The organism is Autumnicola tepida, from assembly GCF_031846485.1.
GTDB classification, from domain to species: Bacteria; Bacteroidota; Bacteroidia; order Flavobacteriales; family Flavobacteriaceae; genus Autumnicola; species Autumnicola tepida.
Genome location: NZ_JAVRHQ010000007.1, coordinates 1 through 20,574, shown reverse-complemented (window position 1 = coordinate 20,574; position 20,574 = coordinate 1). Strand labels below are relative to the sequence as shown.

At 38.9% G+C, this 20,574-nt stretch carries 20 protein-coding genes and 1 tRNA gene; 16 read left to right on the top strand and 5 right to left on the bottom strand.

Annotated elements, in window-relative coordinates:
- Nucleotide 1: 1 nt before the first annotated feature.
- Genes RM553_RS07630 through RM553_RS07620 form a run of 3 tightly spaced genes read left to right on the top strand, consistent with a single transcriptional unit; the run spans nt 2 to nt 1,682 of the window.
- Nucleotides 2–673 carry a head GIN domain-containing protein gene (locus RM553_RS07630; protein WP_311534332.1) on the top strand — a complete coding sequence of 224 codons (672 nt, stop codon included), beginning with the start codon at nt 2–4 and terminating at the stop codon, nt 671–673.
- Nucleotides 674–703: 30 nt separating this feature from the next.
- On the top strand, nt 704–1,423 hold the full coding sequence (locus RM553_RS07625) for a LysE family translocator (protein WP_311534331.1): 720 nt from the start codon (nt 704–706) through the stop codon (nt 1,421–1,423).
- A gap of 49 nt (nt 1,424–1,472) precedes the next feature.
- A complete protein-coding gene (locus tag RM553_RS07620) occupies nt 1,473–1,682 on the top strand; it encodes a hypothetical protein (RefSeq protein ID WP_311534330.1) in 210 nt (69 codons plus the stop codon).
- A gap of 75 nt (nt 1,683–1,757) precedes the next feature.
- Here RM553_RS07620 and RM553_RS07615 read toward each other — a convergent pair.
- A tRNA-Cys gene (locus tag RM553_RS07615) sits at nt 1,758–1,828 on the bottom strand.
- 48 nt (nt 1,829–1,876) lie between these two features.
- Complete coding sequence (folB, locus tag RM553_RS07610) at nt 1,877–2,233, bottom strand: dihydroneopterin aldolase (protein ID WP_311534424.1); 357 nt, start codon at nt 2,231–2,233, stop codon at nt 1,877–1,879.
- A 137-nt stretch (nt 2,234–2,370) separates the two neighbouring features.
- Between folB and RM553_RS07605 the strand changes: the two genes are divergently transcribed.
- The 4 genes from RM553_RS07605 (at nt 2,371) to RM553_RS07590 (ending at nt 5,151) form a co-directional block, all read left to right on the top strand.
- Nucleotides 2,371–4,053: a glutamine--tRNA ligase/YqeY domain fusion protein gene (locus RM553_RS07605; protein WP_311534329.1), complete on the top strand. Its 1,683-nt coding sequence runs from the start codon at nt 2,371–2,373 to the stop codon at nt 4,051–4,053.
- A gap of 131 nt (nt 4,054–4,184) precedes the next feature.
- Nucleotides 4,185–4,559 carry a YtxH domain-containing protein gene (locus tag RM553_RS07600; RefSeq protein ID WP_311534328.1) on the top strand — a complete coding sequence of 125 codons (375 nt, stop codon included), beginning with the start codon at nt 4,185–4,187 and terminating at the stop codon, nt 4,557–4,559.
- 8 nt (nt 4,560–4,567) lie between these two features.
- Nucleotides 4,568–4,912 (top strand): phage holin family protein, encoded by a 345-nt coding sequence (locus tag RM553_RS07595; protein WP_311534327.1) that lies wholly within the window; start codon nt 4,568–4,570, stop codon nt 4,910–4,912.
- 8 nt (nt 4,913–4,920) lie between these two features.
- Nucleotides 4,921–5,151 (top strand): DUF6327 family protein, encoded by a 231-nt coding sequence (locus tag RM553_RS07590; RefSeq protein WP_311534326.1) that lies wholly within the window; start codon nt 4,921–4,923, stop codon nt 5,149–5,151.
- Between the two features lie 255 nt (nt 5,152–5,406).
- On the opposite strand, the gene gltX is transcribed toward RM553_RS07590, so the two are convergent.
- A complete protein-coding gene (gene gltX, locus RM553_RS07585) occupies nt 5,407–6,921 on the bottom strand; it encodes a glutamate--tRNA ligase (RefSeq protein WP_311534325.1) in 1,515 nt (504 codons plus the stop codon).
- A 147-nt stretch (nt 6,922–7,068) separates the two neighbouring features.
- Here gltX and RM553_RS07580 point away from each other — a divergent pair, with 147 nt between their 5' ends.
- The 6 genes from RM553_RS07580 (at nt 7,069) to RM553_RS07555 (ending at nt 14,737) form a co-directional block, all read left to right on the top strand.
- Nucleotides 7,069–10,308 (top strand): DUF4175 family protein, encoded by a 3,240-nt coding sequence (locus RM553_RS07580; RefSeq protein ID WP_311534324.1) that lies wholly within the window; start codon nt 7,069–7,071, stop codon nt 10,306–10,308.
- The gene (gene ybeY, locus RM553_RS07575; RefSeq protein WP_311534323.1) at nt 10,292–10,720 is read left to right on the top strand and encodes an rRNA maturation RNase YbeY; all 429 of its coding nucleotides are present in this window, start codon (nt 10,292–10,294) and stop codon (nt 10,718–10,720) included. The genes RM553_RS07580 and ybeY overlap by 17 nt, the downstream gene beginning before the upstream one ends.
- 19 nt (nt 10,721–10,739) lie before the next feature.
- The gene (gene mnmG, locus RM553_RS07570; protein ID WP_311534322.1) at nt 10,740–12,611 is read left to right on the top strand and encodes a tRNA uridine-5-carboxymethylaminomethyl(34) synthesis enzyme MnmG; all 1,872 of its coding nucleotides are present in this window, start codon (nt 10,740–10,742) and stop codon (nt 12,609–12,611) included.
- Between the two features lie 35 nt (nt 12,612–12,646).
- Nucleotides 12,647–13,162, top strand: coding sequence for a hypothetical protein (locus RM553_RS07565; protein WP_311534321.1), 516 nt, complete (start codon nt 12,647–12,649; stop codon nt 13,160–13,162).
- Complete coding sequence (locus tag RM553_RS07560; RefSeq protein ID WP_311534320.1) at nt 13,155–13,988, top strand: class I SAM-dependent methyltransferase; 834 nt, start codon at nt 13,155–13,157, stop codon at nt 13,986–13,988. Before RM553_RS07565 ends, RM553_RS07560 begins: the two co-directional genes overlap by 8 nt.
- 236 nt (nt 13,989–14,224) lie before the next feature.
- Complete coding sequence (locus RM553_RS07555; RefSeq protein ID WP_311534319.1) at nt 14,225–14,737, top strand: OmpH/Skp family outer membrane protein; 513 nt, start codon at nt 14,225–14,227, stop codon at nt 14,735–14,737.
- A 326-nt stretch (nt 14,738–15,063) separates the two neighbouring features.
- Here RM553_RS07555 and RM553_RS07550 read toward each other — a convergent pair whose 3' ends face one another.
- Nucleotides 15,064–15,459 carry a DoxX family protein gene (locus RM553_RS07550; RefSeq protein WP_311534318.1) on the bottom strand — a complete coding sequence of 132 codons (396 nt, stop codon included), beginning with the start codon at nt 15,457–15,459 and terminating at the stop codon, nt 15,064–15,066.
- Between the two features lie 2 nt (nt 15,460–15,461).
- Complete coding sequence (locus RM553_RS07545) at nt 15,462–16,616, bottom strand: DNA polymerase III subunit (protein WP_311534317.1); 1,155 nt, start codon at nt 16,614–16,616, stop codon at nt 15,462–15,464.
- A gap of 138 nt (nt 16,617–16,754) precedes the next feature.
- On the opposite strand from RM553_RS07545, the gene RM553_RS07540 reads away from it, so the two are divergent.
- Genes RM553_RS07540 through RM553_RS07530 form a run of 3 tightly spaced genes read left to right on the top strand, consistent with a single transcriptional unit; the run spans nt 16,755 to nt 20,566 of the window.
- A complete protein-coding gene (locus RM553_RS07540; RefSeq protein WP_311534316.1) occupies nt 16,755–17,939 on the top strand; it encodes a phosphoglycerate kinase in 1,185 nt (394 codons plus the stop codon).
- Between the two features lie 46 nt (nt 17,940–17,985).
- Complete coding sequence (locus tag RM553_RS07535; RefSeq protein WP_311534315.1) at nt 17,986–19,566, top strand: LysM peptidoglycan-binding domain-containing protein; 1,581 nt, start codon at nt 17,986–17,988, stop codon at nt 19,564–19,566.
- A gap of 22 nt (nt 19,567–19,588) precedes the next feature.
- Nucleotides 19,589–20,566: a DUF4837 family protein gene (locus RM553_RS07530; protein WP_311534314.1), complete on the top strand. Its 978-nt coding sequence runs from the start codon at nt 19,589–19,591 to the stop codon at nt 20,564–20,566.
- Nucleotides 20,567–20,574 lie beyond the last annotated feature (8 nt).

Below are 20,574 nucleotides of genomic sequence, written 5' to 3'. Positions count from 1 at the left end.
AATGAAAAATTTACTAGTTGTTTTAACCCTTCTCTGTGGTTCCATAGGGCTGGCACAGGAAGTAGTTCATAATCTTGATAATTTTGAAGAACTAAAAGTTTCCAATGGACTGCAGATTACCCTTAGCAAATCCAATGTAAATAAAGCTGTGGTTACCGGGGAAAACAGGGAAGATGTGGAGTTTGAAGTCAGAAACGGTGTACTGAAGATTAAAAAAAGCATTGATAACATCTGGAAAGATGAAGATGTTCATATAAAAGTTTTTTATACGGAAATACATAAGCTAAGTGCTGTTCAAAATGCCACCATCAGGATTCAAAATCCTGTTAAACAGGGAAACCTGGAACTGGAATCCCAGGAAGGAGCTGAAATTCATGCTAATATTGAAGTAAATCAATTAACAGCCAAAGCGGTAACAGGTGGGGAAATAGATGTGGAAGGAACTGCTGGTCATCAGGAGATAAGTATCAGGGCAGGCGGAAAATTTTATGGTGGCAACCTTCGCAGCCGTAATACCAATGTAGACATTAGTGCGGGCGGGGTGGCAGATATAAATGCCTCTAAGCAAGTTGTTGCTAAAGTGCGTGCCGGGGGAGTAGTGAACGTTTACGGAAATCCCGAAGTAATAGACAAACAAACACTTTTTGGCGGCAAAGTGATCAGCAAAAACTAAAGTTTTACCTTTGCAGTACATACTTGATCTATGTTACAGGATATTTTAGCGGGTGTACCTCTGGGCTTTTTTCTTGCCTTTTTGTTTGGACCTGTCTTTTTTGTATTGCTGGAAACCGCTGCCATAAAAGGTTTTAGGGCAGCTTTTGCCCTGGATATTGGGGTTATTCTGGCAGATATTATATTCTTGTTGATCGCTTATTTCAGTACCAACAAACTCCTGGATTCCATTAAAGATGATCCCGCGCTTTTTATCTTTGGTGGTGCGATTCTCACTACTTACGGCCTTATGAGCTTTATCCAGACCAAAAAAGTATTTAAAAGGGAAGAAGAGGAAACTCCTGAAATAAGAAAATTAAGCAAAAGTGATTACTTTGGCCTTTCTGCAAAAGGATTTCTGCTGAATTTTATAAATGTTGGGGTCCTGGGTTTCTGGCTTGGACTGGTAATCGTTTTTACCCCAAAAATGGGAATGCAGACAAACAGGATCCTGATTTTCTTTGCTTCGGTTATTGTTACTTATCTTATTGTGGATGTTGCCAAAATCCTACTTGCAAAAAAGCTTAACCGAAAACTGACTCCCAATCGTATTTACAGGATGAAAAAAGGCATAAGTATCCTTCTTATTTTTTTTGGTTGCATACTTATTTTTCAGGGAGCCTTTCCTAATCAGGCGAGTGAAATCAAAGATCAGATAGAAACTATTACACCCAATGACAGCGTGGGCCGGATAGAAAACTATCTGGAGTAATAAATTATATTATGCAAAAACCTTTTATTCTGTTCCTTTTATTCCTTTGGTGGCTTATGAATGTTACAGTCAGGTAAATGTAGATGAAAGTACCAAACAGACAGTTATCAACAATGGCATTGGCCTGGGAAGCGTAATTGCCGGGGTGACCTCCTGGGAAAGGAACAAATCCGTACTGCTGGCAGTTATCCATGCTTTTTTCAGCTGGTTTTATGTGATATATTTTGTACTTACCCGCAAAGAAAACGAGAGGAAATAAAAAAGATTTTTAATTCTTGTAGATTTTCAGATTGGCAGGTACAAAAAAAGCTCCCTTTTTAAGGAAGCTTCTTTGAGGCATCGAGCGGATTCGAACCGCTGTACAAGCTTTTGCAGAGCTCTGCCTAGCCACTCGGCCACGATGCCGTTACGGTTGGCAAATGTAATAAAATTTTATTTTCTGCAATCAAAAATCTAACGGGATTTGCTCCTGCTAACGGTTACCATGGCTACATTGCCCCCTATGGGAGGATTTATCTTCGAAACTTCCACCTTTACTTTCTGTACCAGCAGGATTTCCTCAAGTGTCCTGTTAATAATCCGTTCAGCCACGTTTTCAAGTAGTTTGGAACGAATGGCCATTTCTTCCTTAACAATTTTATTTAGGTGCACGTAATCTATAGTGTCTGCGAGGGCATCGGTTTTAGACGAGTGAGATAAATCTCCCTTTACGCTTAGATCTACCCGGTAATCGCTGCCAATTTTTCCTTCTTCGTCCAGGCAGCCGTGATAAGCAAAAACCCTTATGTTCTTAAGCTTTATTGTTCCCAAAGTAATGTTTTTGGCAAAGATAGCTTCTGCAGCCAAGAGAATCAAAGTCATGTGCTTAAAATTAACGATTCTTATAAGCAGGGAATATTTACAGAGACCTTATTTTTGATAACTTTGCGCTTTATTTAATCACTGTTATGTCTGAAGTAAAGAGATCACTCAATTTTATTGAGCAAATTATAGAAGAAGACCTGAAATCTGATTACAGCAAAGAGAAATTGAAATTCAGGTTTCCTCCCGAGCCAAACGGGTACCTGCATATTGGCCATGCCTCTTCCATATGCCTGAATTTTGGGTTAGGGGAGAAGTATAATGCCCCTGTAAATTTGCGTTTTGATGACACCAACCCTATAAAAGAGGAAAGTGCTTATGTAGATGCCATTAAGCGGGATGTGGAATGGCTGGGCTTTAAATGGGCAAATGAATGCTATGCTTCAGATTATTTCCAACAATTGTACGATTGGGCGGTGGATATGATTAAAAATGGCAATGCTTATGTAGACAGCCAGGCTTCAGAACAAATAGCAGAGCAGAAGGGAACACCTACCGAGCCCGGTAAGGAAAGCCCGTACAGAAACCGTTCCGCAGAAGAAAACCTGGAGCTTTTTGAAAATATGAAGAACGGGGAAACCGCTGAAGGTGCACACGTACTTAGGGCCAAAATTGATATGGCTTCTCCCAATATGCTTATGCGGGACCCGGTAATGTACCGTTGCCTGCATAAAAATCATCACCGGACCGGGGACGAGTGGAAAATTTACCCAATGTACGACTGGGCGCACGGGGAAAGCGATTTTATTGAAGGGATTTCTCATTCTTTCTGTACACTGGAATTCCTTCCGCACAGGGAGCTGTACAACTGGTTTGTTGAAAAAGTTAGTAAACCCGGCGACTTTAAACCTAAACAAAGGGAATTTGCCAGGAGAAATTTAAGCCATACCGTGGTAAGCAAGAGAAAATTGCTGCAACTGGTAGAAAGAGGAATCGTGACCTCCTGGGACGATCCCAGGATGCCTACCATTTCGGGACTCCGCAGGAGGGGCTATACACCGGCTTCCATTAAGAATTTTGCGGAATCTATTGGGGTAGGGAAGCGCGAGAATATTATTGATGTTGCCCACCTGGAATTTTGCGTGCGGGAAGATCTTAATAAAACCGCACCGCGGGTTATGGGCGTTCTGGACCCGGTAAAAGTGGTTATCACTAATTATGAGGAAGGAAAAGAGGAATGGCTGGAAGCCGAAAATAATCCGGAAGATGAAAGTGCCGGTTACAGGCAGGTCCCTTTTTCGCGTGAAATTTATATTGAGAGGGAAGATTTTAAAGAAAGCGCTAATCGCAAATTCTTCCGCCTTACCCTGGGCAAGGAAGTAAGGCTTAAGAATGCCTATATCATCAAAGGAGAAGATGTTGTTAAAGATGAAGAAGGTAATATTGTGGAAATTCATTGTACATACGATCCAAAAAGCAAAAGCGGCAGCGGCTCACCCGAATCACTGCGGAAGGTGAAGGGCACGCTGCACTGGGTTTCGGTTAAACATGCTTTTGAAGCTGAAGTGAGGCTTTATGACCGGCTTTTTACTGAAGAAGTGCCTGATGCTGATAAGGAGAGGGACTTTGTAGATGTTATTAACCCGGATTCTTTAAAACTTATTACGGGCTTTCTGGAACCAAGCCTGAAGGAGGCAGGCATTAATGAACATTTCCAGTTCCAGAGGATAGGCTATTTTTGTGTAGACAAAGATTCAAAAGAAGAAAAAAAGGTATTCAACCGCACCGTAACGCTGCGGGATTCCTGGGCAAAAAAGGGAAAAAATTAGAGCAATTTTGCTAACTTCCTTTTTAAGAATATTTTAGCATAGGATTTTAACATATTAACCGGTTATTAACAGCCATAGAAGCACTCTTCGGTTATCTTTGTTGGAAGTGTAATCTTAAACTTTAAACTATTATGGCAAATACAGGAAGTACTTTACTTGCATTAATAACCGGTGCTGCAATTGGAGCAGGCATTGGTATGTTATATGCGCCTGAAAGTGGAGAAGAAACCCGAAAAAAAATTAGGGAAGAATCAGATAAAGCCCAGAAAAACTTCAATAAGAAATATAAGGAAACCTCTTCAAATTTATCTGAAAAGGCAAAAAAGGCCCGTCATGATTTTGAAACCCGTCTTGAGGAAACACTTTCTTCAGCCAGCTATAAGGCCGATGATATTTTATCAGCAATGGAAGCAAAGCTGGAAGAGCTAAGAAAGCAAAACGCGAAATTGCAAAAAGACAGCAAAACTGAAGAAGTAAAAGCCAAGGCTAATAAGGCGGTAGTATAATAGAATATATGGCATTTGAGAAACTGAGCAACAGCATTAGGGAATTAAATGAAAATATCCAGACGCTTTCTAAAAGCAATGCTGAATATTTTAAATTAAAATTCTTCAAGCAGGGTATCAAAGGTGCCATTGGATTGGTGAACGCTTTACTCCTATTTTTCTTCGGGGTTTTTGCGTTGCTGTTTATTTCCTTTGCGGCTGCTGTCGCCATTAGTGCTGCACTGGATAGTCCCAGCGCGGGTTACTGGATAGTGGCAGGTTTTTATGTTTTAATCTTGATTCTCATATTGCTGTTTAGGAAGAAATTAGGAAAATTAATTCTGACCAAGGCTTCGGAGGCTTTCTTTAATTAAAAACAGATATGAAAAAGAGATATACGGACTTTCAGGAAATTGATCGCGATTTAAAAATACTGAAATTGCAAACGGAAATAGATAAGGAAGAAGTAAAGCTAAGTATAGACCAGGTTAAAGCTAATATGTCACCTGCATCTTTAGTAAGTAGCCTCTTTGGAAGTGTGGTGCAACGCGCTTTGGTTATGAAGGCAGCTTCAAAAATATTTGGTCTTAAAAAGCTCGTCTCTTCCAAATAAATTATCTCAGTTTATCATTAAATTACTGGCCTTTGAATCTTCAAAGGCTTTTTTTATTATAACATATCAATGCATAATTTTATCTTATAAAAATCAGCTTGAAATAAAAACTGCTGCAGGGATATTTCAGAAAAGAGGTATGTTATTTCTTTTTAGAAAAGATAAGGCGGCAGAAGTGCTTAAAATTAAAATCCCACCGGATTAAGTAGAAATAAATTATGGCCTGAAGCCTCCGTGACTTCAGGCCATAATTCCTTATAAGGTTTCTATAGCTTTTTCAACTCTTGACAACGTTTCTTCTTTTCCAATAAGTTCAGCTATTTTATACAAATCTGGTCCCTGCAGCGCACCCACCAGGGCAAGTCGGAGAGGTTGCATCACTTTTCCAAAACCGACCTCTTTTTTTCCTATCCACGTTTTAACCTCGGTTTGAAGATTATCAGCAGTCCAGTTTTCCACTTTCCCAAGCTCTGTTTTTAATTCATCCATTAAAGCTGAAGTATCATTCTTCCATGCTTTTTTGGCATTTTTTGGATCGTATGAGGTAGGGGACATGAAAAAGAAATAAGCCTGCTCCCACAAATCTTCTACAAAAACAGCACGCTCCTTTACAAGGCCCACAATCTCGCTTACATATTCTTTTTGCGGAGTGAAGCCTTTGTCTTGAAGTAATTTTTCAAATTCTGAAGTAAGGATAGCATTATCGGCTTTCTGGAAATAATGTTGTTGAAACCATTTTGTTTTTTCAGGATCAAATTTAGCTCCGCCTTTATGCACACGGGAAAGCTCAAATGCTTCAATTAGTTCTTCTAACCTAAAGAATTCCTGCTCCGTTCCGGGATTCCATCCTAAAAATGCAAGCATGTTGGTAACGGCTTCGGGAAAATATCCCTCTTCGCGGTAACCACTGGAAATTTCTCCTGTTTTTGGATCTTTCCATTCCAGCGGAAAAACAGGAAATCCCATTTTATCTCCATCGCGTTTGCTTAATTTTCCTTTTCCCTGTGGTTTTAAAATTAGTGGTAAATGCGCAAATTCCGGAGCCTTCCAATCAAAAGCTCTGTATAACATTACGTGCAGGGCAAGGGAGGGCAGCCATTCTTCCCCTCTAATAACGTGGGTTATCTGCATTAAGTGGTCATCTACGATATTGGCCAGATGATAGGTGGGCATTCCGTCACTTTTGTACAATACCTTATCATCCAGAATGCTGGTATCGATTTCCATCTCTCCACGAATCTCATCTTTAATATGAAGAATTTCCTTTTCGGGAGATTTAAACCGAACCACGTAAGGCTCGCCAGCGTCTATTTTATTTTTTACTTCTTCTTCTGAAAGTGAAAGGGAATTACTTAATTTTTCCCTGTTATGCCAGTTGTAGATAAAAGTTTTTCCTTTTGCTTCATGATCTTTCCGGTGACGGTCCAAATCTTCAGCACTGTCAAATGCATAATAGGCCTGCCCTGAAGAAATCAGTTTTTCAGCATATTCTTTATAGATTTCTTTTCTTTCGCTTTGGCGGTATGGGCCAAAATTTCCTTCTTTCCCGGGACCTTCATCAAAAGGAATTCCGCACCAGTTCAAAGATTCCACAATATAAGCCTCAGCACCATCTACATAACGATTCTGATCTGTGTCCTCAATTCTAAGGATAAAATCGCCATCATGTTTTTTTGCAAAAAGATAGTTGAACAAAGCCGTTCTTACGCCACCAATATGTAAAGGCCCTGTTGGGCTGGGGGCAAAACGTACGCGCACTTTAGCTGACATAAATTTTGAGTTTTAAGGCAAAGATACAACCTTATTGAAGCAATCCTAAATCTATTGTATCAGCATTTAATGCTGCCTCTTACATTATTCACGCAGAAGATATTGATCTAAAATTATTGTATTTTTAAGGCCAATATGAGGGAGGAGATGAATAGCTTTAGAAAGATACAGGATAAACTGGAAAGGTTTATCCAAAAATATTATATAAACCAGTTGTTACGCGGGATCATTTTGTTCCTGGCAGTTGGGCTTTTATATTTTCTGCTTACGCTGGCGATTGAATATTTCTTTTGGCTAAGCACTAGCGGAAGAACACTTTTATTTTGGATGTTTGTTGCCGTGGAAGTAATGCTTCTTGTAAGGCTCATCGCAATTCCACTGGTAAAACTGTTTAAGCTCTCCAAGGGATTGGACGGGGTGGAGGCTTCTAAGTTAATAGGTAGGCAATTCCCTGAAGTAAATGATAAGCTGTTGAATGTACTTCAGCTAAAAGAAAATAAAAATCAGTCTGATTTGCTTTTGGCGAGCATCGATCAAAAGGCCAAAGAGTTGCAGCCTGTTCCATTTTCTGCTGCGGTTAATTTCCGCGGAAATGTTAAGTATTTAAAATTCGCCGCTTTTCCTGTTGTAATTATTGCCGCTTTACTTTTTACCGGAAATTCCTCATTTTTTTCTGATAGTTATGAGCGTGTAAGCCATTATAACCGGGCTTATGAGCCACCGGCTCCTTTTTCTTTTAATATCCTGAATGATTCCCTTGAGCTTAATGAGAATGAAGATTTCACATTATCGGTTTCAACTATTGGGCAGGTTACTCCTGCCGAAGTCTCTGTTTCTTTTGATGGAAACACTTATTTAATGAGGAATATTGAGCCTGGCAAATTTCAATACCAATTCCGTAAGCTTAAACGGGATGTGGCTTTTCATTTAAGTAGTAATGAGGTTAACTCCGGATCTTATCATTTAAAGGTTGCTAAAGTACCCAAATTGGTGAATTTTGAAATGTCTTTGGATTACCCGGAATATACCAGCAAAAAGGATGAAATACTTACAGGCACAGGCAATGCGCAGATACCTGAAGGCACGATTGTTAGCTGGAAATTTTCAGCAAGGCAAACAGAAAGCATCAATTTTAAGAGTGAGGATACCGTTGTAAAATTAAATCCTTCCGGTACTGATTTCCTTTATGATATGCCTGTATATTCCAGCATGGATTATCAGGTTTCCACATCCAATAGTGAGGTTTCCAATTATGAACAACTATCATACAGGCTTCAGGTTAAAAAAGATGAATATCCCATAATAGAGGTGGAGCAAAGAATAGATAGTCTGGATGAAACCACCAGGTACATTAAAGGGCGTATAAGTGATGATTACGGAGTTAGTAGGGTGGAAATGGTATATTATGCTGAAGGTAATGAAGACAATCTTAAAGAAGTTGAGGTAGAAAATTTTACTGGAGCTGTTGACCAATTTCTTTTCATTTTTCCCGGAAATATTGAACTTGAAAGGGATACAAATTATAAATATTTCTTTCAGGTTTTTGATAATGATAGAATTAATGGGTCTAAATCGTCAAAATCTGAAGTATTTTCTTACAGAAAGAAATCTTTAGAGGAAATTGAAGATGAAAATCTTGAAAGGCAGAATGAATCCATTAACGGTATAAACAATAGCCTCGAGGAGATGGAAGAGGATGAGCAGGAATTGGAGGAGATTGAAAGAATTCAGAAGGAAAATAAAACGCTCGATTACAATCAGCGTAAAAAGCTCCGGGATTTTATAGAGCGTCAGAAAAGGCAAAATCAGCTGATGCAGAATTATTCTGAGAAATTAAAAAACAGTTTTGAAGATATTGAAAGTGAGGAGGAAAGTTCTTCTGAAGAGTTACAGAGAAGGATTGAATCGAACGAGGAGCGCCTGAAAGAGAGTGAGGCTATGCTTGAAGAATTGCAAAAACTTGCTGAAAAAATTAGCAGGGAAGAGCTTGGGGAAAAGCTGGAGCAAATGTCCAAAAACAATAAGATAAACAAACGAAGCCTTGAGCAAATGCTGGAACTTACAAAGCGTTATTATGTGGAGGAAAAAAAACAAAAGCTTGCGCGGGATTTAGAAAAACTTTCCCGGGACCAGGAGGAGTTAATGGAGCAGGAAAATAATGACCTGGAAAAGCAAAAAGAACTAACTGCGGAATTTGAGAGGTTTCGTGAAAAAATGAACGAACTAGAAAAAGATAATCAGGGTTTAAAGGCGCCTAAAGATTTGGGAAGAGAAGAGGTGGATGAAGAGGCTATAAAAAAAGACCTGAAGGATGCTGAAGAGAACCTTGAGAATAACAATAAGAAGAAAGCAGGAGAGAAACAGAAGGATGCTTCAGAAAAAATGGAAGAAATGAGTCGGCGTATGCAGGCACAAAGTGCGCAGCAGGAAGGGGAACAATTAGACGCAGATATTGAAACCCTGAGACAAATTCTGGATAATTTAATGAATTTCTCCTATGAACAGGAGGACCTTTTAAAGGAATTCAGGGAAATAGAAGAGGGAAATCCTGTTTATGCAGCTAAATTAAAAAAGCAGAACTTATTAAAGGAACATTTTGAGCATATAGATGACAGTCTCTATACTTTAGCTTTAAAGAACGAGATGATAAATGAAGAAATTACCCAAAATCTTACCAATATAGAATTTGATATTGATAAGGCTCTGGAAAGATTATCTGAAAGTGAAATACCGCAAGGTATCGCCAGCCAGCAGTATGTGGTGACGCGATCCAATAATCTGGCCTATCTTTTAAACAGGATTTTGGAAGCTATGCAGCAAATGGCTAATCCACACATGGGGAAGGGTTCTTCTGGGGAAGAAATGCAGCTTATGGATATTATTAAAAAGCAGGGCGAGCTGGGAGAGCAAATGCAGCAAGGAATGCGAAAGAGTGAGGGTAGAGGGGAAGGAAAAGAAAAGGGATCTGAAGAAGGGCTCAACGGGGAGCTGTATGAAATCTATAAGGAGCAGCAGAAATTGCGACAACAGCTGGAAAGCCTCCTGGAACAGGAAGGTGCAGGGAAAAATGGAGAAGCCATAAAGGAAAAAATGGAAGAGTTGGAGGAGCAGTTACTGGACAAAAAATTTGATCCCAAAAATGTTGAAAAAATGATTAACCTGCGGCATGAATTAATGAAATTTCAGGATGCTAAACTTCAGCAGGGGGATGATAATAAAAGGTCTTCAGAAACAAATGAAGCAGCGTTTCAAAAGGATAGAATTGATGATATTTTGCGTGCTAAAGAATATTTTAATGCTACCGAAATTTTAAATAGACAAACATTACCTTTGCGCCAAATTTATAAAGCAAAAGTAAAGGAATATTTTAATGGAGCAGAAGATTAATTTTTATGCTGAAAATGATTTCACACTTAAAGGAGAGGATTCCTATGAAGCGTGGATCAGGGAAATAATTTTTTCCGAAGAAAAAAAGCTGGGTGAGGTTAGTTATATCTTCTGTGATGACGAATACCTGCACAAAATAAATCTTGAATATTTAAAGCATGATACTTATACCGATATTATAAGTTTCGATGACTCCATGGGAAACATGCTTCAGGGTGATATTTTTATAAGTACAGAACGCGTGGAAGAGAATGCCAGGGAATACAATGTAACTTTTGAAGAAGAGCTGAAGAGGGTGATGGCCCATGGGATTTTGCACTTTTGTGGATATAAGGATAAAACTGAAAGCCAAAGCGCTTTAATGCGACAGAAGGAAAACGAGAAAATAAAATTGTTCCACGTGGAACAATAACAAAAAAAAGATTTTTTGGATGTTTGAAAAGGTGTATGATGTTATAGTAGTTGGAGCCGGGCATGCCGGTAGCGAAGCTGCAGCTGCAGCTGCCAATATGGGCTGCAAAACACTTTTGGTAACCATGAATTTGCAAAATATTGCTCAAATGAGTTGTAATCCTGCTATGGGAGGTATTGCAAAAGGGCAAATTCTTAGGGAGATTGATGCTATGGGAGGATATAGCGGGCTGGTTAGTGATACCAGTGCTATTCAGTTTAAAATGCTTAACAAATCTAAAGGACCTGCAATGTGGAGTCCCAGGGTGCAAAGCGACAGGATGCGTTTTTCTGAAGATTGGAGATTAAGATTGGAGCAGACTCCTAATCTGGATTTCTATCAGGAGATGGTGGCCGGATTAATTATTGAAGGCGGCAGGATTACCGGAGTTAAAACCTCCCTTGGCTTGAAAATAAAAGCGGAAAGTGTTGTTTGCACTAATGGCACTTTTCTTAACGGGCTTATCCATATTGGCGATAAAAATTTTGGCGGGGGTAGGGCAGGAGAACGAGCCGCTACCGGAATTACAAAAGATCTTATAGATACCGGTTTTGAAGCCGGTAGAATGAAAACAGGAACGCCTCCTCGGGTGGATGGAAGATCTTTGGACTATTCTAAAATGACAGAACAACCCGGGGACGAAATCCCTGGAAAATTTTCTTATTCGGATGAAACACGTCCGTTGAAAAAGCAAAGATCCTGCTACATGACATATACTTCTAATGAGGTGCACGAGATTTTAAAGGAAGGCTTTGACAGATCTCCGATGTTTAATGGAAGGATTAAGAGTATCGGGCCAAGGTACTGCCCCTCTATAGAAGATAAAATTAATAGATTTGCTGATAAGGACAGGCATCAGCTTTTTGTGGAGCCAGAAGGATGGAATACTGTAGAGGTTTATGTGAATGGTTTTTCAACTTCCCTGCCCGAAGATGTGCAGTTTAAAGCCTTGCGATCTGTGGCCGGATTTGAAAATGTGAAATTTTTCCGCCCCGGATACGCTATAGAGTATGATTACTTCCCGCCAACGCAGCTAAAGCATACCCTCGAAACAAAACTCGTGGAAGGTCTTTATTTTGCGGGGCAGATTAATGGTACAACCGGATATGAAGAGGCGGCCTGTCAGGGGTTAATGGCTGGTATTAATGCCGCGCTTAAAGTTAAGGAGAAGGAAGAGTTTATTCTGAAAAGGAACGAAGCTTATATAGGAGTTTTGATTGATGATCTTATAACTAAAGGAACTGAAGAGCCATACCGCATGTTCACTTCACGGGCAGAGTACCGGACCTTGTTGCGACAGGATAATGCCGATTTTAGGTTGACTGAAAAATCTTTTAAACTTGGATTGGCTTCAGAAAGCCGAATGCGTAAAATGGAAGAGAAGAGGGAAAAATCTCTTAATTTCGTGGATTTTCTGAAAAACACAAGTGTGGTCCCGGAGTATTCTAACCCGGTTTTGGAAGATAACAATTCGGCATTGGTGAAGCAAAGCGATAAAATTTTTAAAATATTTTCACGGCCTAATATTACTATGAATGACATTCGACAATTTCCTGGAGTAGATGATTATATTCAGGAAAATGGTCTTGATGAAGAAATGCTGGAGCAAACGGAAATTCAGGTAAAATATTCCGGTTATATTGAAAAGGAAAAGAATAATGCTGATAAGCTAAACCGGCTTGAAGAAGTCAGAATTCCTAAGAATTTTGACTATTCCGGTATTAAATCCATGTCCTTTGAAGCGCGTGAAAAACTTAATAAAATTCAGCCTACAACTGTATCCCAGGCCTCCCGGATTAGCGGGGTAAGCCCAAATGATATTTCGGTGCTTTTGGTTTATATGGGAAGATAGGTTTATGTTGTTCCACGTGGAACAAAAGCTTTTAAATGATAAAAAGACTTTTATTAATTCTTGTGATTCTACTTCAGTGGAGCTGTATTGTTACTCATAGAGTGGAGGATATGGAGCATTCAAAATTAGTGCTTCCTGAATCTGAAAATGGCCAGAGCGAGTTTAAATTTCAAAGTAAATTAAGGAAGGAAAAAACAAGACAATGGCTCAGGAATTATTTAGGCTTACCGGCTAAAGACGATCTTGTGCTTTCAGAAGTTAAACTTTTTCCAGACATAGATTATACATTTTGGATTAGTGTAAATCTGTCCCACGATCGGGAAAAGAGCATTTATCTCCATGAGGTTTTTGATGCAGACCAGGAGGCGGAAACGCATGAGGGCCCAATTAAATTTTTTGTTTCTATATGGGTAACCGACGCTTTGGGTGAAGATCACTTGAGTAACAATTCTATTTTTAAAGAAAAGGTATATCAGTATCTTCTGGAAATGGAAAAGGAATTTGAAGCATTTTCAGAAGAAAGTCCAGATCATAATTTTTTTAATGGCTGATCAAAAACATTTTATTTCCTGTAAAGATTATCTTGTTTCCGGAGAAGAATTTGATCTTTTTTGGCATCCTGAATTTGAAATTTTGGAAACCAAACCCGTTCCTCCGGCTCTTGATTTTTATTATTCCAGTGACCAATATATTTCCCATACAGATTCCAAAGAAACGATAACTGAAAAAATCTATCAGAAGGTTAAAGAATATATGTTGGGTAAAAAAATTTCCTGGATAAGACACTACAAAACCTCCGGAAAGCTTTTGGATGTAGGAGCAGGAACAGGTGATTTTTTGAATTGTGCCCGTAAAAATCATTTTGAAATCCATGGGGTGGAACCAAGTGACTCTGCACGGGGAATGGCTATGAGAAAGAACATTTCGCTTGCAAAAAAATACGAGGAGCTAAATATTAAAAAATTTGATGTTATCTGCCTTTGGCATGTTTTGGAACATGTTAAGGATCCTAAAGCAGAATTAGATAAACTGGCAGGCTTATTGGAAAAAGATGGCTTGCTTGTGGTTGCGGTTCCAAATTTTAAAAGTTTTGATGCGGAGCATTACAAAGAACATTGGGCGGCTTATGATGTACCAAGGCATTTATTTCATTTTTCTCAAAATGGAATACAGTCCCTTTTTTCGAAACAGGGTTTTAAATTAATAACGAAAAAGCCTTTAGTCTTCGATTCGTTTTATGTAAGCCTGCTATCTGAAAAAAACAGTACAGGATCTTCAAATTATTTCAAAGCTATTATAAATGGCTTAAAATCTAATCTAAAGGCAAAATCTTCTACGGAATATTCCTCTATTACCTATTTCTTTCAAAAAAGGTAAACAAGCCAGTTTTAGCTCTAATAGCAGCTCCTCTTTAATAAAGACAGGTTCTTGTATGAATCTTCCGAAAAAAGCCCGCAGATTGGCTTATTTGAACTGGTTTTTTATAGAAATGGCTTATTGGAAAAATTTTATCTATAAAATATTGCTATACGAAAGGCTTTTCATAATTAATAACCAAAAGACCTTTTCTAATTTAACTTTATTACATTTGCTCAAAATTTAATTTTAATATCATGAAAAGATTATTAGCGGTTTTAGTTCTTGGGGTATTGTTTACTTCCTGTAACGAAGAAAAAACAGCGTATGTTGATACTACTAAATTGATTAAGGAGTATAAGGAAATGGAGGAAGTTCAGGCAGATTTTACTTCTAAATCAGATTCTGTAAGAGCGCAATTAGATTCTGCAGCAAGGGCGTTTCAGCAGGAAGTACAGGCTTATCAGTCTGAAATGAATTCTTTAAGCCAGAGCCAGCGCCAGGAAAAAGAGCAGGAGCTTATGAGAAAGCAGCAAATGCTTCAGCAACAACAGCAAATGCAGGGAGGGCAGTTACGTGAGCAGAGTGATGCTGTTATTGATTCTATAGTTACCAAAGTTAAGAATTACGTGAAGGACTATGGTGAAGAAAATAATTACACCTATATCTTCGGTTCTAATGAATCTGCAAACATTATGTACGCCAAAGATGGCAAAGATCTTACAGAAGAAATTCTTGAGAAATTAAACGCTGAGTATAGCGGAGAATAAATTATAATTTGTATCTATTTAAAGGGCTGCCAAAATTGGCGGCCCTTTTTGTTCCTAAATTTGTGTTAAACAATTAAATTTATTAATTTGATAAAAATTGCTGGTGAAAAATTAGAATAATTTAATTACTAATTTAAAGACTTACTGGAGATGAGTACTTATAAGAACCACCTGTTAGAAAGAAAGAAACCAAAATTAAAACGTAATGAAAAGGATAGGAAGTATGATAATTTAATGGTTGCATTATTCTTTATCTTCCTTGTTTCGCTAATCTTTATTACCAGATAGTTATTTACAAGACCCATTAAGGAATTATACATGGCGAATTATGACAGGAGATATACGCCAAAAATAACTACAATAAAATAGCCTGTAAGTGTAAATGCACCGGCATAATCTTTAGCTATTCTTTGTCCAAAAAGTAACATAAGCAATACTATGGCTGCCAGAATGCAGGTATAGAGCGCAAATATTTTATTGTCATTTACAAGCAGGCCAATAATACCTCCTATAGCTAAAAGTCCTGTAATTACTTCCAGAATAAGAATAATTCCAAGCATTACAGGAACCAGCCCTGCAAGAAAGGTTTTGGAAAAATGTTCATTTAACCAGGCATTGTTCCCATTCCAGTCTGTGGCTTTATCCAATCCGGACTGGAGGAATGTTATCAGAATAAATATCAGAATCAGGATTTCAGTAGGATAAACGAGAAAATTTTCCATGCTTAGGCTGCTTTTTTGTGTAAAAACCTGGTTAATCTAATAGAAAGGTCGGTAAAAATTATTTTAGCATTCCCGTTCCTTTCAATATGATAGATAGCTTCTTCAAGCGCATTGGTAATTTGAACAATATTGCCGCCATGTATAAAGGGAGCAAATTTTTCCAGTTTAAATCCTGGCGTACCGGGAGAAAGATAAACCAGTTTATTAGCCCTGTAATTCATCATTAAAGCCTGGCGGAAAAAATCTATGCAATACTGAAGGAAACTTTTTTGCACTTCCCTTCCCATTCCGGCAACTTCCTCACTCCATGCAATCAATTCTAAAACAGTGGCTTTATTTCCTTTCGCTTTAAAGGCCGTTCTTACCCATTGTATGAACCATTGTTCAAACTGCTCATCGCCAGAACTTTTTTGTAAAAGATGCAGCGCTTGGGTGTAACTGCCATTAGCCTGGTGAGCGAGTTGCATGGCTTCGTTCCTGTCGCAGTTTTCATCTTTTACCAATGCTTCAGCAATGTCAGTTTCTGCAAGAGGCGGAAAATGTAAGGTTTGGCACCTGGAACGAATAGTCTGGATAATTTGTTCCTCGTCTTCAGTTATTAAAATAAAAAGAGTCTTATTTGGCGGTTCTTCAATAAGCTTCAGCAGCTTGTTTGCCGCCGTAGTATTTATCTTTTCCGCCATCCATATCAACATCACTTTAAACCCGCCTTCATAAGATTTTAAAGAAAGGGATTTTACAATATCCTGGGCTTCATCTACACCTATCTGGCCCTGTTTCTTTTCAATACCTATTTCCTGGTACCAGTCCATTAGATCTCCGTAGGGATTTGTTGAAACAAATTTTCTCCATTCTGTAAGAAAATTAGAAGAGACCGGGTGGCTTTTAATTTTATCATTGGTTGCCACAGGAAAGGCAAAATGTAAATCGGGATGAGAAAGATTTCTGAATTTAAGATTGCAGGAAGTATTGCCACTATCATTTTCAGCATTTGCATTTTTACAAAGAATATATTGGGCGTATGCAATAGCCATGGGTAAAGTGCCGCTGCCGCTTTTTCCTACAAAAAGTTGGGCATGCGGAATCCTGTTCCTGTCGGCAGTGGTGGTAAGGTGGTTTTTAAGGTGCGGTAATCCTATGATATCTGAAAAAAGCATAAGCAAATATATAATTTATATGCACTTTTATATCTTAGGAAAAAATTATATTTGTAATGAACCAGTCCCTTAGGGACCATTAACTAACAGGCCTTTTAAAGCCTTTTCTATAGTTTAAGGCCGAAAAAAATATTTTTGATGAAAACATTAGACGATTACAATTTTAAAGATAAGCAGGCATTAATCAGGGTAGATTTTAATGTTCCTCTTAATGAAGATCTTGAAGTTACCGATGCCACCAGGATTGAAGCTGCAAAACCCACTATTCAGAAAATTCTTGATGATGGCGGGAGTGTCGTTTTAATGTCTCACCTGGGAAGGCCTAAAGGGAAAGAGGAAAAATTTTCCCTTCGCAATATTGTTGACAAGGTTACTGAAATAGTTGGTGTGGAGCCAAAATTTGTTGAAGATTGTGTGGGGCCTGAAGTTCAAAAAGCCGCTGATGATCTAAAACCTGGTGAAATTCTCTTATTGGAAAACCTGCGTTATCATGAAGAAGAGCAGGAGGGAGATAAGGATTTTGCTAAAAAGCTTTCTCAACTTGGGGATATTTATGTAAATGATGCATTTGGAACAGCGCACCGTGCACATGCATCTACAACAATCGTTGCTAAATATTTCAAAGAAAAATGTTTTGGTTATCTTCTTGCTAAAGAAATAAAAAGCCTGGATAAGGTGCTTCATAGTAAAGAGAAACCTGTAACCGCAGTACTTGGAGGGGCTAAAGTGTCTTCAAAAATTACCGTTATCGAAAATATTCTGGATAAGATCGATAATTTGATAATTGGTGGCGGAATGACGTACACCTTCATTAAAGCGCAGGGTGGCAACATTGGGGCTTCCCTTGTTGAAGATGATAAGCAGAAATTAGCTTTGGAAATTCTTGAAAAGGCAAAACAAAAAGGTGTTCAGGTGCACTTACCGGTAGATTCGGTTATTGCGGATAGTTTTTCTGAACAGGCCAGCACGCAAATAGAAAAAGTAGACAGTATTCCTGCCGGATGGATGGGATTAGACGTTGGGCCAGAGACCTTGCGCAACTTCTCAAAAGTGATTTCAGAATCAAAAATTATCCTGTGGAACGGCCCTCTTGGTGTTTTTGAAATGGATACTTTTGCAAAAGGTACCATTCAACTTGGGGAAGCTATTGCAGATGCAACAGCTAAAGGCGCGTTTTCCCTTGTAGGCGGTGGTGATTCTGTTGCTGCTGTTAAAAAGTTTGGCCTTGAAGATAAGGTGAGCTACGTTTCTACCGGAGGTGGTGCCATGCTGGAGATGCTGGAAGGAAAATCTCTTCCCGGGATTGAAGCAATAGGAAAATAAAGGAATGAATTTTGCGTTGATTAAGGTCAACATTGAATACAAAATTATGATAAGAAGGGGAATTTTAGTGGTTTTTTCTCTTTTGGCATTCTCCGGATATTCGCAGGAGAAGAAATCCAAAAAACAGGTAGAGAAGGCCAATTTCAGGGTGCAGATATTTCAAAAATCTAGCGATACTGAAATAGAACTTGCTGAACCTGACCCCGAATATAAAAACAGAATCCCGATCTCGGCCGTAGTTCGGGATTCTTCAGTTGTAGCTTTAGAAGATTTGCCGCGGGCCAAAGCTATAGATTCTGTATGGAAATCAGAATTGCTGAATTCCGATCTTTTTGAAACCATTCATCAGGGAATCCTGGAGCAGGATTATTCAGAAGTGGTGTATAAAGATTTACCTACAGATACTCTTAAGGCGAGGCTTAAAGACCTTAATTCCCGCACCCCTTTCAATATTGAATACAATCCAATCCTGGAAAGTGTAATCAAATCTTATCTTAAGCGGAATAAAAAAGCCATGGAGCGATTAATGGCTTTAAGCGATTATTATTTTCCGCTTTTTGAACAGGAACTGGATAAGTACGACATTCCACTGGAAATAAAATACCTGGCGATAGTAGAATCGGCCTTAAACCCAAGAGCCCGCTCCCGTGTAGGCGCAACCGGCTTATGGCAGTTTATGTTCGCTACCGGAAAAATGCATGATCTTAATGTAAGTTCCTATGTAGACGAGCGTATGGATCCTGTAAAGTCTACAGAAGCGGCGGCAAAATATCTTGCCGCACTTTATAAGACATTTGGTGACTGGGACCTTGTCCTGGCCTCTTATAATTCCGGTCCCGGAAATGTTTCCAAAGCAATTAGAAGAAGCGGCGGATCTGTGGATTACTGGGATCTAAGAAGATATTTGCCAAGGGAGACTGCGGGGTATGTGCCGGCTTTTCTTGCCACGCTTTACATTTTTGAATATGCCGATGAGCACAATTTTCAACCCAATCGCCCTGATGTTGCCTATTTTGAAACAGATACGATAAGGGTTAAGAAAATGCTCGATTTTGACCATATTTCCAAAATAACGGGCACAGATAAAGAAATGCTGCAGTTCCTGAACCCCAGCTATAAACTAGACATTATTCCGTTTGTAAAGGGAGAAAATTATACGCTAAGGCTTCCAAGGCCTGCCACTGGTGTGTTTGTGGCTAATGAAGCCGCTATTTATCAATACGTGGAAAAGGAACTGGCAGAAAAAAAAGAGGAACTCCCGCGCTATGTTGAAGCAGAAGATAAGGTAAGGTACAGGGTTCGTAGCGGGGATTATTTGGGTAGAATTGCCGAAAGATATGGCGTGGGCGTGAGTGAAATTAAAAGGTGGAATAATTTAAGAAGCAACAATTTACGCATTGGGCAGTATCTTACGGTTTATCCCAGAAAGCCCGCAGTGGTCAATAATGAGAGGGAGAAAAGCTCTGGAGGTAACAATCCTAAAACCTATACAGTTAAGAATGGAGATTCCCTTTGGAGCATTTCAAAAAAGTTTCCGGGAGTTACGGTACAGAATTTGAGGGTTTGGAATGAAGTGAGTGGTAACAACCTTCGCCCTGGGATGAAACTAAAGGTTTCCAAGGGATAGCTTCTAAACCAAAACCAAAAAAATGAAAAGTAATTTAATTCTTCTTTTTAGCCTCATCTTTTTTATTTCCTGCAAAAATGATTCTGAAGAAAATGTACGGGTATTAGCAGATTCTTCCGGGAATATTAATCAGGTCACCGTAGTAATGGAGAACAGCCTTTGGGAAGGTGAAGTTGGAGAAGTGGTAAGGGACGAGCTTGCTGCTCCTGTAGACGGCCTTCCGCAGGAGGAGCCTTTATTTTCCTTAAGCCAGATTCCTCCGCAGACGTTTTCAGGATTTGTTCGTAAAAACCGCTTATTTCTTCTGGTTGAAAAAGGAAAGCAAAAGGATTTCCAGGTAATTAGGGAGGAATATGCCAAACCGCAAACCGGTGTTGTGGTGCGTGGGGAGGATAATGAAGAAATAAAGGAAGTAGTTAGGGAGCATTCAGATAGTATTATAAAAATCCTGAAGATAACTGAACTTAGGGAAAAACAGAGAAGAATTGGCAAATCGCTGAAAAACGACGAAAAACTGGAAGAGAAATTGGATGTTTCGCTTAAATTTCCTTCGGCTTATCGTTATGCTATGGATGAGGACGATTTTATCTGGATAAGAAAAGAAATCCCTAAAGGCCTGATGGAAATTCTTGTGTATGAAGTTCCGCTTTCGGCCATAGAAAAAGATACCAATGTGATTGGCAATATTATTAAAATGCGTGATTCCATAGGAGAAAAATATATTCCCGGCCCTGTGGAAGGCAGCTATATGCAAACAGAAGAGGCTTATGCGCCATACCTGTTTGAGACAGAAATTGACGGGCACTTTGCCTACGAAACCCGCGGAACCTGGGATGTAAAAAATGCTTTTATGGCCGGTCCTTTTGTTAATTACGCGGTAAGGGATGAAGAAAACAACAGGTATGTAATCCTGGAAGGGTTTCTGTTTTATCCTTCCATGTCAAAAAGAGACAATATGTTCGAGTTGGATGCGATTTTACAATCCGCCAAAATAAATTAAAAACAAAA